Genomic DNA, 15144 nt, shown 5'->3' on the forward strand with positions numbered 1-15144 from the left:
GGTCGAAAACCGGCGCTCAGTCTGGCATGAAGTGTGCGTTAGCCTAATTAAGGCGCGTACTCCCAGGCACGAATATCGGACCTGCGGTTTCAAGGAGTCCACCTTGTTAAACAAAGTACTGGTTGTTGAAGACGAACAGCTGCTGGCGGATAACCTCAAGAATTATCTCGAGGCGCAAGCACTGGAAGTCCGGATAGTTCACGACGGTGCCAAGGCAATCGACGAAGTCGAACGTTTTGCACCCGATGTGATGGTGTTCGATTACCGCTTGCCCGATATGGAAGGCTTTGAGGTGCTCGATGCCGTCCGCCAGAACAGGAAGTGCCATTTTGTGCTGATTACCGGGCACCCAACCGCTGAAGTCTGTGAGCGGGCCCGGCAACTGGGAGTCAGCCATATCCTGTTCAAACCGTTTCCGTTGGCGGAATTGGCCCGTGCAGTCTGTGACCTTCTAGGGATGGAGCGGGAAAACCGAACAGGCGCGAGCCCATCCGAAGGATTCGTCGAACGACGCCAGAGCAGGACCGAAAGCTTCCCGCTGCAGTTGTACGATGGCAGTTGGGTGCTGGCAGATCGTCGACGAAGTTCATCGACCTCCAAGGCACCAGACGACGAACAATTGCTCACCGGGGAGTAGTGGCGCGACAAGCCGTTCCGGTACATGCCGTAATTGCTCGCCGCGTCGACAGGGCTCAAAGCCCCCGGCGTTGGAGAGCATGCCATGGACCGTCTATCCCTTGCCGTAGAACCGGCGCAATTGGAATGTGTACCTTCGCGCTTTTCCAGTGAACAACTGGCCCAGGCCCGGGCCCGGGCAACCAGTTCCGGCGAGCGGGTTCTGGAGGCCCTCGGGGTGTTGTGCAACCTGGCCCCCATGCCTTTCATCCAGTGCCTCGGCGCTACCCTGCATTATCCGGTGCTCGACACCGACACCCTGTTTCAAGCCACCCCGGTGTTCGACCGGGTCACCCTGGCCCAATGCCTCAAGCGCGAATTCATCCTGCTGCGTCACGACGATGCGGTCATTGGCGTGTTTGCCGACCCGTTCGACACCTCGCGCCTGGCCTGGATCGATGACTGCCTGCACGGCGCTCCGCTGTACCTGGTGCATGCCGACGACCTGAAAGCTTATCTGGCGCGTCACGAAGAGAGCTTCCACGCGGTGGAATCGCTCAACGCCCAGGCCGACGCCAATGTCGAAATCGATACCCTGCAAAGCCTGTCCCTGACCAGCATCAGCGAAGACGCCAGCGTCGTCGTCAAACTGGTCAACTCGACCCTCTACGACGCGCTGAAAATGCACGCCAGCGACATCCATCTGGGCACCACCGGCAGCGGCCTGGTGATCAAGTACCGGATCGACGGCGTGCTGAACAACATCAGCAAGATCCAGGGCAGCGAGTTCGCCGAGCAGGTGATCTCCCGGGTCAAAGTCATGGCCGAACTGGACATCGGCGAAAAACGCGTGCCCCAGGACGGTCGCTTCAAGATCGGCATCAGCGGCCGCCAGATCGACTTTCGGGTGTCGATCATGCCGAGCATTTTTGGCGAAGACGCAGTGCTGCGGGTCCTCGACAAACAGGACTTGGCGGACAAGGTCAGCGGCGTGCAATTGCAGGCCCTGGGCTTTGAAGACGAAACCCTGCGTGCACTGCGCCGGCTGGCCGCCGAACCGTACGGCATGGTGCTGGTGACCGGCCCGACCGGTAGCGGCAAGACCACCACCCTCTACGCGATGATCACCGAGATCAACCACGGCGTGGACAAGATCATCACCATTGAAGACCCGGTGGAATATCAACTGCCGGGCGTGCTGCAAATCCCGGTCAATGAAAAGAAAGGCCTGACCTTTGCCCGTGGCCTGCGCTCGATCCTGCGTCACGACCCGGACAAGATCATGGTTGGTGAAATCCGCGACCCCGATACCGCCCAGATCGCCGTGCAATCGGCCCTCACCGGGCACCTGGTGTTCACCACCATTCACGCCAACAACGTGTTCGACGTGATCGGCCGCTTCACCCAGATGGAAATCGACCCCTACAGCCTCGTCTCGGCCCTCAACGCCGTGCTCGCTCAGCGGCTGATCCGCCTGGTGTGCGCCAGTTGCAGCGCGCCGAGCAACCCGACCGATGAAGAACTGCGACTTTCCGGGCTCGATCCGCAAAAGGTCGATCACTACCACTTCGTCCATGGCAAAGGCTGCGGCCATTGCCGCGGCACCGGTTATCGCGGGCGGACTGCGATTGCCGAGCTGCTGCACCTGGACGACGAACTGCGGCAAATGATCGTCGAGCGCCAACCGGTTTCGAAGATCAAGGCACACGCTTGCAAACGTGGCTTGCGCTTGTTGCGCGAGTCGGCCCTGGAACTGGTGCAAGAGGGGCGGACCACGCTCGAGGAGATCAATCGTGTCACTTTTGTCTCGTGATCGTTATGTCGCCGTGCTCGGCGCCAGTGGTGTCGGCCTGGGCCAGCGCAAGGGTGGCGACACCCTGTGGCTGGGCAGCGTCGGCTTTATCGACGAAGGCTTCCATGCCTGGGCCGTCGCCCTCGAAACCCTCGACCGCTTGCTGGGCGAACACGCGCCGGCCGGTGCGGAATTGAGCGTGGTGGTCTCCGGTCACTTCAGCCGCTTCTGCCTGGTGCCCTGGAGCGAACAAATCACCAGCCCTGACGAATTGCTCGGGTTTGCCCAACTGTGTTTCGAAGACCTCTACGGCGTACCGACCCACCCCTGGAGCATGGTGTTGTCGGCTGAACCGGCGGGGTACGACCGGATCGCCACCGCGCTGCCGCAAGACTTGCTGGCGCGTCTGCGCAGCCTGGTCAGCGGTCGCGGCTTGCGCCTGCGGTCGGTGCAGCCGTACCTGATGGCGGCGTTCAATCACTTCGATAAAAGCCTCGACGCCGGCGACTTCCTGTTCGTGGTCGCCGAGCCGGTGCGCAGTGTCTTGCTGCTGGCCAGGGAAGGGCGCTGGACCTCGGTGCGTTCGGTGGGCAGCAGCGACAGCGATGCCGCACTGACCGCGCTGATCGGCCGGGAAAGCCAGTTGCAGGCCTCCACCAGCGAACGGCCGCTGAACGTTTACCTGCACGCGCCGGCCCGTATCGATGTGCAGCCCGACGTACCCGGTGTGCATTTGCGCACCCTCGAAGAAGACCGGACAGCCGTACATGATTGTTTGTACGTGATGTCCCGGGCGGTGGCCTGACATGCGCGCCCTGACGCTCGACTTCCAGCCACGCCGCCGCTCGGGCCCATTGGGCTGGAGCCTGCTGGCAGGTGGCGTGATGCTGGTGGTGACCTGTTTTGTCGCCCAGCAGCACGTCGCCGAACAGGCCTCGCAACAGCAAGGCCATCTGCAAAACGCCCAGCGCGAACTCACCGGCGACACCGGCAGCAAAGTCACCCTGAGCCCGGCCGAAACCCGCGAGCAGGCCCAGAACCTGGCGGAAATGCGCAAGGTCTCGCAGCAACTGCGCCGGCCCTGGGAGCGCCTGTTCGCCATGCTCGAAGCCATGCCCCGCGACAACGTCGCCTTGCTGACCCTGACCCCGGATGCCCGCAAGGGCCAGGTGCGCATCACCGCCGAGGCACGGGACCTGGAAGCGATGCTCGACTTCCACCGCCGCCTCGAAGCCAGCGACGAGCTCTCCGATGTGTCGCTGCTCAGCCACGAAATCGTCGTGAAATCGCCGGAACAACCGGTGCAATTCAACCTGTCGGCTAGCTGGGAGATCGGCGATGCAAATCTCTAGATTGATCGTCCACGAATACCTGCAAGGCCTGGGCGTGCCCGGCCTGGCAGGGTTGGCGATGTTGCTGCTGGCGCTGGCCTGGGCCTTGGGTGGCCTGATGCCGGACTGGAACTCGCTGCAAACCCTCAGCCAGCAGACCCGTGAAGCCGGCGAATACCTGGCCAAGGTTGAAGACGGCAGTGTCGCCGCCCCGGTGGTGCCGCAACGTCAGCTCGACGACTTCCGCAGCAAGTTGCCCTCGCAGCCACAAGCCACCGTGGCCATCGACAAGATTTACGCGCTGGCGGCCCAGGAACACATCACCCTGGCCCGCGGTGAATACTCGCTGGGCATCGACCCCAAGACTCATCTGGCCCGTTATCAGATTCTGCTGCCGGTGCGTGGCAGCTACCCGCAACTGCGGCGCTTCCTGCACGCGTTGCTCGGCCAGTTGCCGGCCGTGGTGGTGGAGGACGTGGAGTTCCAGCGTAAAAAGATCGCCGACACCGACCTGACCGGGCGGATCCGCATGACCCTTTACCTGTCGAGGTCATGATGAATACCAAGCGCGTAGTGGGTTGGGTGGCGTTCTTCGGCGTGGCCGCGGCGCTGACCTGGGGGCCTGATTACTTCATGCCGTCGGACGAAAGCGATGCCTCGGTCGCGACCGCGACAACGCCCGCCAAAAGCAAAACCCGCGGCACGCTGCCGGCCGTTGCAGCCAGTGGCAAACCGGCGGTGATCAAAGACCTGAGCCCGTCCGGCGATCTGTTCGCCGCTCGCAGCTGGAAGGCTGCACCGACGCTGGCCAGCGTCACCGAACAACCCGTCAACCAGACCCCGGTGGTGCCAGTCCCCAGCGTACCGCCGATGCCTTTCCAGTTCGTCGGCAAGCTCCATGACCGTTCCGACCTGCAAGTGTTTTTGCAGAACGGCGAAAAAATATACGTCGTACGCAAAGGGGATGTGATCGACGACACCTGGCGGATCGAGGGGATTTCCGATGTGGAACTCAGCTTTGTCTACCTGCCTCTGCATTTGTCCCAGACCTTGTCTGTGGGGAGCACGCAATGAACAGTTCCCGTTTGCTGTTGAACCTTTGTGTATGCGCAGCGCTGGCCGCGTGCAGCTCGGCGCAGGTTGCCAAAGAGGAGGGGACCGACCTGATGGCGTCGGGGCAGTACGAAGCCGGCCTCGCCCGTATCGAGGAGGGGCTCAAGGAAAACCCTCGCAACACCGAACTGCACCTGGCCCTGACCAGCGGCCGTGCTCGTGCAGTCACGGCGTTGTTGACCCAGGGCGACATGGATCGCGCCCAGCGTGATTTCGCGTCGGCTCGCATGGCGTATAGCCGGGTGCTGACCATCGAACCGAACAACCGTCGGGCCCAGGACTCCCTGCGCCAACTCGAACACATGCGCAGTCTCGATGACAAACTCGAACTCGCCCGGGGCGACCTGCGTCGCGGCGACATTTACGGCGCCGATCGCCAGGTCAAACAGATCCTCGAACTGGACCCCAAGAATGAAGGCGCCCTGGAGCTGCAAAGCAATATCCGTCTGGTGCAAAGCCGCAACGTGATTCCTTACCCGCAACTGCGCACCCGTCTCGACCGCCCGGTGACCCTGGAATTTCGCGACGCCAACCTGAAAACCATCTTCGAAGTGCTTTCCCAAGTCGCCGGTTTGAACTTCATCTTCGACAAAGATCTGCGCCCCGACATGAAAGCCACCATCTTCGTGCGTGACGTGCGCATCGAAGACGCCGTGGAACTGCTGCTGCAACAGAACCAGCTGCACCAGAAAGTGGTGAACGAAAACACCTTGCTGATCTACCCGGATTCGCCGCAGAAGCTCAAGGATTACCAAGAGCTGGTGATGCGCACCTTCTACCTGACCAGCATCGATGCCAACACCGCGCTGAACATGATCAAGACCATGCTCAAGACCCGTGACGTGTTCGTCGATGAACGCCTCAATACCCTGACCATGCGCGACAGCGAAGACGCCGTGCGCATGGCCGAGAAACTCCTGCAATCGCAAGACCAGTCCAACCCGGAGGTGGTGCTGGAAGTGGAAGTGATGGAAGTCGCGACCCAACGCATCCTCGACCTTGGCCTGCAATGGCCGAACACCTTCGGCGTGGTCAACAGCGACGGCTCGGCGGTGACCCTGCTCGATCAACTCAAAGGCATCAACTCCAGCCGGATCACCATTTCGCCGTCGCCGCAGGCCAAGATCAACGCCCAGGACAACGACATCAACACCCTGGCCAGCCCGGTGATCCGCGTCAGCAACCGTGAACAGGCGCGCATCCACATCGGTCAGCGGGTGCCGATCATCAGCGCCACTTCGGTGCCGTCGACCCAGGGTCCGGTCATCACCGAAAGCGTCACCTACCTGGACGTCGGTCTGAAGCTCGAGGTGCAGCCGACTGTGCACCTGAACAATGAAGTGGCGATCAAGATCGCCCTGGAAGTCAGTAACGCCACACCGCTGGAACCGACCCGTCAGGGCACTATTCCGGTGCAGGTCGATACCCGCAATGCCCAGACCACCCTGCGTCTGCATGACGGCGAAACCCAGGTGCTGGCCGGCCTGATGCGCGACGACCATGGCGCCACGGGCAACAAGATTCCGGGCCTTGGCGACATCCCCGGTCTTGGCCGGTTGTTCGGCAGCAACAAGGACACCGTCGGCAAATCGGAACTGGTGCTCTCCATTACACCTCGGATCGTGCGCAACCTGCCGTACCAGAGCCCGTCGGACATGGAATTCCCCACCGGCACCGAAACCAGCATGCACATCCAGGCGCCTGACCGCCGGATGCCAGCGCCGATTCAGAACGAACACATCGATCGGCCGGTTGCGTCCAATTCCACCCCTGTTGTCGTCGAGAAGCCTTGATCATGAACGCCTCGCAACGTGGTTTTACCCTGATCGAAGTCGTGGTGACGCTGGCCCTGATCGGCCTGCTGGCCGGCATGGCCGCGCCACTGACCGAGACCGTGGTGCGCCGGGGCAAAGAGCAGCAATTACGCACGGCGCTGTACCAGATCCGCGACGCCATCGACGCCTACAAACGCGCCTTCGACGCCGGTTACATCGAGAAGTCGCTCAACAGCAGCGGCTATCCACCGAACCTGCAAGTGCTGGTGGAAGGCGTGCGTGATGTGCGCAGCGCCAAGGGTGCCAAGTTCTACTTTCTGCGGCGCGTGCCCCATGACCCGCTGACGCCGGTCAAGCGTGACGACGACGGTGGCTGGGGCTTGCGCTCTTACGACAGTACGGCTCAAAACCCACGGGAGGGCGAAGACGTCTTCGACGTTTACTCCCATGCCCGCGGCAAGGGTCTCAACGGCATCGCGTACAAGGAGTGGTGAATCATGCGTCGGGAAAAGGGTTTTACCCTGCTGGAACTGATGGTGGTCATGGCAATCATCGCGACCCTGATGACCATCGCCTTGCCACGCTATTTCAACAGCCTCGAGGCCTCGAAAGAAACCACGTTGCGCCAGAGCCTGTCGGCCATGCGCGAAGCCCTCGATCACTACTACGGCGACACCGGGCGCTACCCCGATTCCCTGGAACAACTGGTGGAGCAGCGTTACTTGCGCAACCCGCCGATGGACCCGATTTCCGAACGCAAGGACCTCTGGGTGCTGGTCGCGCCGCCGGACGGCGTACCGGGCGGGGTCGCCGATATCAAAAGCGGTGCCACAGGGAGGGCGCGTGATGGCAGCCTTTATTCCGAGTGGTAAGCCCGCCGACGAGGCCGGGTTCACTTACCTGGGCGTGCTGTTTCTGATCATGGTGATGGGCATGGGCCTGGCCAGTGCTGGCGAGTTGTGGTCCACCGCTTCGCGCCGTGATCGCGAACGCCAGTTGCTGTGGGTTGGCACTCAATACGCCCAGGCATTGCGCAGTTATTACCGCAGTTCGCCGGGCCTGGCGCAGTACCCGAAAGAGCTTGAAGACCTGTTGCAGGACGAGCGTTTTCCAACGCCCAAACATCACATTCGCCAGCTGTACCCGGACCCGATCGGCGGCGGTGAATGGACCTTGATGCGCGGGTTCGACGGGCGCATCACCGGCCTCAACAGTCCTTCCACGGACCTGCCGCTCAAGCAGTCGGATTTTCCCAGCCAGTGGTCGGACTTCACCGGCATGGCGAGCTACAAGGACTGGCAGTTCGTGGCCGAGAAAGCCTTCCTCGATGGCGCTTCGGGCCCGGCGAAAAGCCAATCCGCATCGCCCCAGGCGGTGACGCCATGAACCGCCAGTGGCTGTCGGCGCTGATCCTCGCGTGTGTGGCGATGTTTGCCAGCGCCAGCGAGGAAGACGAAATGAAGGGTTTCATCGTCGACGACACGATCTCGCACATCGGCCACGACTTTTACTACTCGTTCAGTGAACGCCTGCGCGCCACCAGCCCGATGGATTTCAACCTGGTGGTACGCGAACGACCTTCGGCACGCTGGGGCAGCCTGGTGGCCGTGGAATATCAACAGCGACTGGTTTATCGGCGCTTCCTGCCGCCGAACACCGTGGAACTCAAGGACGAGGCTTATGACGCCGCCGACTGGGTTCGCGGACAGATTGTCCAGCGCAAGCTGGAAGCCTTGTTGCAAGACACTACGGACCTTGAGAGGGACGAATTATGAAAACGAAAACTGTCTCACGGAACCTCGGGCTCTGGTTGATCGGGCTAAGCAGTTGCAGCCTGGTGCACGCCACGGAGCTGGTTTACACGCCCATCAACCCTTCGTTCGGCGGTAACCCGTTGAACGGCACCTGGTTGCTGAACAACGCACAGGCGCAAAACGACTACGACGATCCAGACCTGAAAAACCGCACGTCAGTGGCCGGGACTTCGGCCCTCGAACGCTTCACCAGCCAGTTGCAATCGCGGCTGCTGGGGCAGTTGCTGGACAACATCTCCACGGGCAACACCGGGAGCCTGTCCACCGACGCTTTTATCGTCAACGTCGTCGACGACTCGGGTGCACTGACCATTGAAGTGACCGACCGAGCGACCGGTGAAATTTCGGAAATCCAGGTGAATGGCCTCGCCCCTTGACGGGGATACGGGTCGGATGGGGAGAGACGGACATGAAAAAAATAATAGCGCTGGGGCTGATGTTGGCGGCATTGCAAGGGTGCAGTTTGCGCGAGAATGTGGGCGCCGAGCAGGACACAGAATCACCGACCCTGACACCTCGGGCGTCGACTTATTACGACTTGATCAACATGCCACGACCCAAGGGCCGGTTGATGGCGGTGGTGTACGGCTTCCGGGACCAGACCGGGCAGTACAAACCGACCCCGGCCAGTTCGTTTTCGACCAGCGTCACCCAGGGCGCGGCGAGCATGTTGATGGACGCGTTGCAGGCCAGCGGCTGGTTTGTGGTACTGGAACGTGAAGGGCTGCAGAACCTGCTGACCGAGCGCAAGATCATCCGCGCCTCGCAGAAGAAGCCCAATACGCCGGTGAATATTCAGGGTGAGCTGCCACCGTTGCAGGCGGCGAACCTGATGCTGGAAGGCGGGATCATTGCCTATGACACCAACGTGCGCAGCGGCGGGGAAGGGGCGCGGTATCTGGGGATTGATATTTCCCGGGAGTATCGGGTGGACCAGGTGTCGGTGAACCTTCGTGCGGTGGATGTGCGCAGTGGGCAGGTGCTGGCGAATGTGATGACCAGCAAGACGATTTACTCGGTGGGCCGCAGTGCCGGGGTGTTCAAGTTTATCGAGTTCAAGAAGTTGCTTGAGGCAGAGGTGGGTTACACCACTAACGAGCCGGCGCAATTGTGTGTGTTGTCGGCGATCGAGTCGGCCGTCGGGCACCTGTTGGCCCAGGGGATTGAGCGGAAATTGTGGCAGGTAGCGGGGGATAATTCTTCGCCTGATAACAATGCGACGCTGGATCGTTATCTGACTCAGGCCAAGGTTGTGCCTGAGGCGGAGGAGGAGTGAGCCGAGGCGGCCTTCGGGCCGACCTGGTTCTTGTTGACTGAGTACATATCCATTGTTGCGGTAACGCCTGCTTATGGTTTCGCCCTTACGGCGAGTCCCTTTTTCAAACGCCAAAAAGGAACCAAAAGGCTTCGCCCCAGCGTCCGGCCCCTCGCCTAGGCTCGGCGTACCCTCGCTCCGGCATTCATCTGGGGGCATCGCCTCCGGTTGGCTTCGCTTCAACCTCCTCTCGATGTGTGCGGCTTCGCCGCACGGCGCTGCGCGCCCACCCCCCAGATGAACGCCTCCACTCGGCCTACCGAAGGGGCGGGCAGATCAAAATCAAAAGCAAGATCAAGATCAAGAGCTGCAGGCGAGCTAACGCTCGGCCTGTTGAGTGGTGAAAAGCGGGTGTACGCCGAACACCTGTAGGAGCGAGGCTTGCCCGCGAAGGCGGCCTGACAGCCAACCTGTTTTTTGCTGGTGTACGCCGATCCATTGTGGGAGCTGGCTTGTCGGGTCGCCGCATCGCTGCAATGGCGGCCTGATAGCCGGCCAATTTCTCGCAGGCATAACCAGGTACTAACTGAATGTGAATACTCGCTCAATTATCTTGAGTGCCGACTTTCCATCAGCTTCATACAAACCAGCTAATCGCTGCTGGTCAGAAAGTCGGTGCAATTTGAAGTGGTTGTAGAACGCTTGGCCCAAACGCTGGCCGCTGAAGCTTCCTGTGCAATGCATTGCATGGAAGTCCTGGTAGGCGCTCTTTTCAAGCATCAGTCGAGTGATACCGTTTGCCATCCTGTTGACCAAGTTCAATGGTAAGAAACATGAGAATAGGGGGCGCACCGCTGGTTTGTCTCGTGAGGAACCCTCACAAGCGATGAAGCGTTGCGCGCCAATTCCCGGATGTACCCAATCCCTGTGGGAGCCAGCCTGCTGGCGATTGCCATGTTTCATTAAGCATTGATGTCGGCTGACACTCCGTCATCGTCGGAACGCCGCCCGGAGCTGGCTCGCTCCCACAGGGGAGTTTCGTCGTTCACAAAATCGGTGTCCCATGGAGATCAAATGTGGGGGCGAGCTGGCTTCGGGCGGCTTCCGACGATGGTGGCTTCAAAGCAGACACCTCTGCATCAAGCACAAAAAAAACCGCGACCCTCCCCCAAGGACCGCGGTTTTTTATGCCTTGCGATTATTGCTGCAGCACAGTCGCCCGGTTGTCAGCACCCATCTGTTGAACTGTCGCCGTCTGGGTCACGCCACTCTGATCGACACTGGCGGTGTTGCCGGTGCCGCCCTGGGTCACGTACGCCACGTTCATGGTGTCAGCCTGCTTGACGGTGATCATGTTGTCGCTGCCATACAGCTGCGTGGTGAACGCCTGGTTGCCGGTGCCGGACTGGTCGAACTCGGTGGTGTTGCCGGTGCCGTTGGTGGTGCCCTGGGCCAGGTTGGTGGTGCCGCGCTGGTCGGCGATCAGGATGTTGTCGCTGCCGTTCTGGTCGAAGTACAGCTCGTTGTAGTTTTCAGCCTGGCTGACGGTGGTTTTGTTGCCGGAACCGGTCTGGTTGGTGGTCATGATGTGGCCAACGCCATCCTGTTTGAAGCTGGCGATGTTGCCGTTGCCGGCCTGGGTGACGGTTGCAATCTGGTTGCTGCCGAATTGGCCGCCCAGTTGCGGGCCTTTCCAGTCGCTGGCGTAGACCTTGTTTTCGGTGCCCACGGAGGTGGCGGTCAGCACATGGCTGTCGCCGCTCTGGTAGGTGAAGTGCACGTTGCCGGTGCCTTGCTGGTACAGCCCGAGCACAGAGCCGACGGAGTCGAACTGGTCAGCATAGATGGCGTTGACGTCGCCGACTTGCAGGACCTGGGCGTTGTTGTTTTGGCCGAAGCTCTGGTCGACCACAGCTTCGTTGGTTTGCCCGTACTGGTTGACGGTGGCCTCGCTCGCGGTTTGTGCGCCTTGCCAGACTTCACTGCCGTTGAAATCACCGAACTGGTTGATGGTGATGACGCCGCCGTTGCCGTCGCGCTGGTCGCCATAGGCGTAGTTGCCTTCGCCGGCCTGGTTGATGCCGATCTCGCCGCCCATGTGCGCGATCTGTTCGGCGGTGCCGTAGTTGGCGGTGCCGTACTGGATGATCGTCGCGTTGTTGGCAATGCCCAGCTGGATCTGCTCGATATTGGCCTCGTTGGCGTCACCGAACTGGAAGGTCTGGGCGTTGGTGGCTTCCTGGCTGTCCTGATAGAGGAACGAGAAGTTGCCACTGCCCGTCTGTTGTTGCCGCGCCTGGTTTTCGCCCATGCCGATCGACTGGCTGGCATGGCTGGTGTTGAAGCTGCCGACCTGCTGCTGGACGATGGTGCTGCCGTTCTCGAACAGTTGCTCGCCGTAACCGGCGTTGTAGTCGCCGACCTGATCCTGGGTGATGGTGCCGGTGGCGGTGTCTTGCACCGCCGCGGCATCGTTGCCCTGACCGAGTTGCTGTTGGGTGGCGGTACTGAACGGGGCCGCGGTCTGTTTCACGTCGGCGACGTTGGCGGTACCGAGCTGGGCCTGGGTGGAAACGCTGTCGTCGGCCATCGCCTGGGCACTGACCATGACCAGGATGGCGGCGGTGAGGGGCGTCAGTTTGAACATGATGAAACCTCCAAGGGGTGCAGTGCTTTAGCGATACTGTTTGACCGAAACGCTCATGCCGTTTCCCGACTGGGTCACGGCGCTTGAAAGCCCCGTACCGGCCTGGTCGATGCTGGCGTCGTTGTTATTACCGTTCTGGGAAATCTGCGCGCGGTTATGGCTGCCGTTCTGGGTGATTGAGGCGGCGTTGCCGGAACCTTGCTGGGTGATCATTGCCATGAGGTCGCTGCCTTGTTGCAGGATCCAGGCTTCCTGGTTACTGCCCGACTGGACGATGGTGCCGAGCAACGATTGGCCGTTCTGTTGCACCAGCGCCACGTTGGCCTGGCCGTTCTGGTCGATCAACGCGTGCTGGCCCACCGGTGGAGGCAACTCGCCGAGGTCGGCGGAAGGTGCCAGGTCGTCGTTCTCCATCAAATCGTCGGCGCGCACGCCTGCACTGCTGCAAAGCAGAAGCAGGCAGAGCAGGGCGGCGGTCGGCATTTTCATGGCGTTGTCCTGTGGGAAGAGGCCGGCCCCACCCACCGAAAACGGCGGGTGGGGCGGGGGCTCAGTTGGCGATGATGTTGACCGTACGCACGGTGCCTTGGGACGAGCGGATGGTCGCTGTCGGGTTGGCCGACGGGATCACCGTGGTGCTGTTGTTCACCGTCAACCGCCAGCGACCCGTCACTGGCACCGTCGTGGTGCCCAGGGTGACCAGCCCGGTCGGGGTGGTGACCTGTACGGTGATGGTGTTGCCGGTGATCACCGATGAGGTGCCCGCAAAGTCCCAAGTGAAGCGGTTATTGGAACGGGCCGACACCGCTGCCGTGGTCACTGCGAAGTTCTCCGCAGCAGGCCGTGGCGAGACTTGCACCGTGACCGTCGCCGGCGTCGACAGGGCGCCGAAGCTGTCCCTTGCGATGTAGGTGAATGTGGTGGTGAAGGCCGTGGTGACCGTCGGCGGTGGGGTGTAGGTGATGACGGTGCCGTCAGTGGTGACGGTGCCGCGACCGGCTGCCGGTGGGATCATGCTGGCGACGGTGAGCGGCACGTTGCCTTCCGGATCGGTATCGTTGGCCAGCACGTTGATCGGAACCGCCACACCCAGGGTTGCGATGCTGTCGGCGACGGCCACCGGAGACTGGTTAGGCGCCACGGTGATGGTCACGGTCGCCGGAGCGGTCGAGGCCAGGCCTTTGACGTCTTGAGCCTTGTAGGTGAAGGTCGCTGTCAGCGGTGCATTGACCACGGCAGGTGGGGTGTAGATCACCGCGGCCGTGCCGCTCAATGCCACGGTGCCTTGCCCGGCACCCGGTGGGGTAAGCGCCGTGATGCTCAGCGGCGTGTCGCCGTCTGGGTCACTGTCGTTGGCCAGCAGGTTGAGGGTCAGCGGCACGCCGAAGCTGGTGCTGCCGGTGTCGGCGACCGAGAGCGGCGCCTGGTTCTCACCGCTTTCCGGAGCAGCCCCGACCACCACGACAGGCTCGGTGTCACTGCCGCCCGAGGCGGATTTGACCGTGACGGTAGCCGGTGGCTGAGTCAGGTCGGCAATGGTCAGTCGTTGCAGGGTGCCGGTTTTCGACAGACGTCCATAACCCTGAGCGACCATGTCCGGCACCGCCACTTCGTCGGACGAGGTGGCTTCGATCAGCAGGCTGTGATTGCTCCAGTTGTAACGAGCGGTCTGGACTTTCACGACGTCGGTGACCTTGCTCGACACTGCCGTCGGCCGGGTAGTGCCGGCCGGGTTGGTGGCGGTGACCACCACCACCGAAGGCACGGTGGAGCCCGTCAGGCGATGGCCGAAGAACTGGCCATTGTTGTCGCCGAGCATGTTGATCAGGCAGGGCGATTGCGGTGGTCCGACTACCAGGGCCACGGTTTCGCGGAAGCACAGGCTCGAGCCGTTGGTTGATTTGCCAAACACTTCAACCCGGGTACTGCTGGTGCCCGGGCCGGAAGAGGTGCGGCGGTAAGTGGCGCGGCCGATTTCCACCGGGGTTTGCGCACGGTTGTCGAGGACTTTGCCGGACACGGTAAAGAGGGTGGTCTGGATGGTCCCGGCCGGCCCTTGCACACGCAGGAAGTTGTTATTGAACGGGCTGCCGGTGACCGCTTCGCTGAGGTTCGGATCGCCGACGAACGTCTCGATGGCGCCGGTGTCCGGGTTCACCTCGGTGTAGGGGCCGTTGACGCTGCGCAGGAATGGCCCGACCTCTCCGTTGAGGGCACCCGAGAAATTGCCCGGTGCGCCGATGCCGATGTCGCGGGTGATGTTGATCGCCCGACGGCCAGGTGTGGTGACGTTGACCGTGTCCACGCCGTACGGGTGGGTGATGGTATAGGTCCCGGCGACAGGCACGTTCACCCGCAGACGAATCCGCGCGAAGCTTGCCTGGTCGCCGTCGACAGGGTTTTCGGACGCGAATGCCGCTTCGATCCCGGCCACGTAGGCATCCACGCCATAACCCCCGACATCGGCGATGCTGGTCTCGGCGAGGTACCAGAACGTTTCCGGTGGCCAGTTATCCGGAAACACCATTGGCAGGGTGTCGTCGTAGACCCCGGGTTCCGGATTCAGGATGCACATGTAGGAAGGCGCGCCCGGTGCACCCGGCGACCGCGAGCTGGTCGCCCGCGACTGGCACAGTTCCAGCGACAGCAGATTGTTGTCCTGATACCACATCGGGAATTTCCCGGTGGCGAAGGTGTAGGGGCCGGGGTCGACGGCATTGAGCTGCGCGAAAGCGCTGCCGGACAGCGATAGAGTCAGTCCCAGGGCGTTGAGCGCCAGGCGTGGCAATTTGTTCATGATGC

General features: G+C 61.8%; 16 protein-coding genes. 13 read left to right on the plus strand and 3 right to left on the minus strand.

Annotated features, from left to right (window positions below; translation table 11 throughout):
* Window positions 1–103: 103 nt before the first annotated feature.
* The 13 genes from ACA072_RS10900 (at window position 104) to ACA072_RS10960 (ending at window position 9716) form a co-directional block, all read left to right on the plus strand.
* The gene (locus ACA072_RS10900; protein WP_497624292.1) at window positions 104–637 is read left to right on the plus strand and encodes a response regulator; all 534 of its coding nucleotides are present in this window, start codon (window positions 104–106) and stop codon (window positions 635–637) included.
* Between the two features lie 84 nt (window positions 638–721).
* A complete protein-coding gene (locus ACA072_RS10905) occupies window positions 722–2428 on the plus strand; it encodes a GspE/PulE family protein (RefSeq protein WP_497624293.1) in 1707 nt (568 codons plus the stop codon).
* Window positions 2409–3212: a hypothetical protein gene (locus ACA072_RS10910; protein ID WP_497624294.1), complete on the plus strand. Its 804-nt coding sequence runs from the start codon at window positions 2409–2411 to the stop codon at window positions 3210–3212. Before ACA072_RS10905 ends, ACA072_RS10910 begins: the two co-directional genes overlap by 20 nt.
* Before the next feature lies 1 nt (window position 3213).
* Complete coding sequence (locus ACA072_RS10915; protein ID WP_497624295.1) at window positions 3214–3759, plus strand: PilN domain-containing protein; 546 nt, start codon at window positions 3214–3216, stop codon at window positions 3757–3759.
* The gene (locus ACA072_RS10920; RefSeq protein ID WP_461958248.1) at window positions 3746–4294 is read left to right on the plus strand and encodes a GspMb/PilO family protein; all 549 of its coding nucleotides are present in this window, start codon (window positions 3746–3748) and stop codon (window positions 4292–4294) included. Before ACA072_RS10915 ends, ACA072_RS10920 begins: the two co-directional genes overlap by 14 nt.
* The gene (locus tag ACA072_RS10925) at window positions 4294–4812 is read left to right on the plus strand and encodes a hypothetical protein (RefSeq protein ID WP_497624296.1); all 519 of its coding nucleotides are present in this window, start codon (window positions 4294–4296) and stop codon (window positions 4810–4812) included. Before ACA072_RS10920 ends, ACA072_RS10925 begins: the two co-directional genes overlap by 1 nt.
* A complete protein-coding gene (locus tag ACA072_RS10930) occupies window positions 4809–6644 on the plus strand; it encodes a secretin GspD/PilQ domain-containing protein (protein WP_497624297.1) in 1836 nt (611 codons plus the stop codon). Before ACA072_RS10925 ends, ACA072_RS10930 begins: the two co-directional genes overlap by 4 nt.
* Window positions 6645–6646: 2 nt before the next feature.
* The gene (locus ACA072_RS10935) at window positions 6647–7120 is read left to right on the plus strand and encodes a type II secretion system protein (protein WP_497624298.1); all 474 of its coding nucleotides are present in this window, start codon (window positions 6647–6649) and stop codon (window positions 7118–7120) included.
* A 3-nt stretch (window positions 7121–7123) separates the two neighbouring features.
* Window positions 7124–7498, plus strand: a complete 375-nt coding sequence (locus ACA072_RS10940) for a type II secretion system protein (RefSeq protein ID WP_042932745.1) — start codon at window positions 7124–7126, stop codon at window positions 7496–7498.
* A complete protein-coding gene (locus tag ACA072_RS10945; protein ID WP_497624299.1) occupies window positions 7473–8012 on the plus strand; it encodes a type II secretion system protein in 540 nt (179 codons plus the stop codon). Before ACA072_RS10940 ends, ACA072_RS10945 begins: the two co-directional genes overlap by 26 nt.
* The gene (csgE, locus tag ACA072_RS10950; protein ID WP_497624300.1) at window positions 8009–8401 is read left to right on the plus strand and encodes a curli production assembly/transport protein CsgE; all 393 of its coding nucleotides are present in this window, start codon (window positions 8009–8011) and stop codon (window positions 8399–8401) included. Before ACA072_RS10945 ends, csgE begins: the two co-directional genes overlap by 4 nt.
* Complete coding sequence (locus ACA072_RS10955) at window positions 8398–8817, plus strand: curli assembly protein CsgF (RefSeq protein WP_497624301.1); 420 nt, start codon at window positions 8398–8400, stop codon at window positions 8815–8817. The genes csgE and ACA072_RS10955 overlap by 4 nt, the downstream gene beginning before the upstream one ends.
* Before the next feature lie 32 nt (window positions 8818–8849).
* Window positions 8850–9716, plus strand: coding sequence for a CsgG/HfaB family protein (locus ACA072_RS10960; RefSeq protein WP_497624302.1), 867 nt, complete (start codon window positions 8850–8852; stop codon window positions 9714–9716).
* A 1177-nt stretch (window positions 9717–10893) separates the two neighbouring features.
* Here ACA072_RS10960 and ACA072_RS10965 read toward each other — a convergent pair.
* From ACA072_RS10965 to ACA072_RS10975, 3 genes are all read right to left on the minus strand, one after another.
* Window positions 10894–12342: a curlin gene (locus tag ACA072_RS10965; RefSeq protein ID WP_497624303.1), complete on the minus strand. Its 1449-nt coding sequence runs from the start codon at window positions 12340–12342 to the stop codon at window positions 10894–10896.
* Window positions 12343–12369: 27 nt separating this feature from the next.
* The gene (locus tag ACA072_RS10970; RefSeq protein WP_497624304.1) at window positions 12370–12831 is read right to left on the minus strand and encodes a curlin; all 462 of its coding nucleotides are present in this window, start codon (window positions 12829–12831) and stop codon (window positions 12370–12372) included.
* A 61-nt stretch (window positions 12832–12892) separates the two neighbouring features.
* A complete protein-coding gene (locus ACA072_RS10975) occupies window positions 12893–15139 on the minus strand; it encodes an Ig-like domain-containing protein (RefSeq protein WP_497624305.1) in 2247 nt (748 codons plus the stop codon).
* Between the last annotated feature and the right edge of the window lie 5 nt (window positions 15140–15144).

The organism is Pseudomonas sp. LBUM1656 (assembly GCF_059716065.1).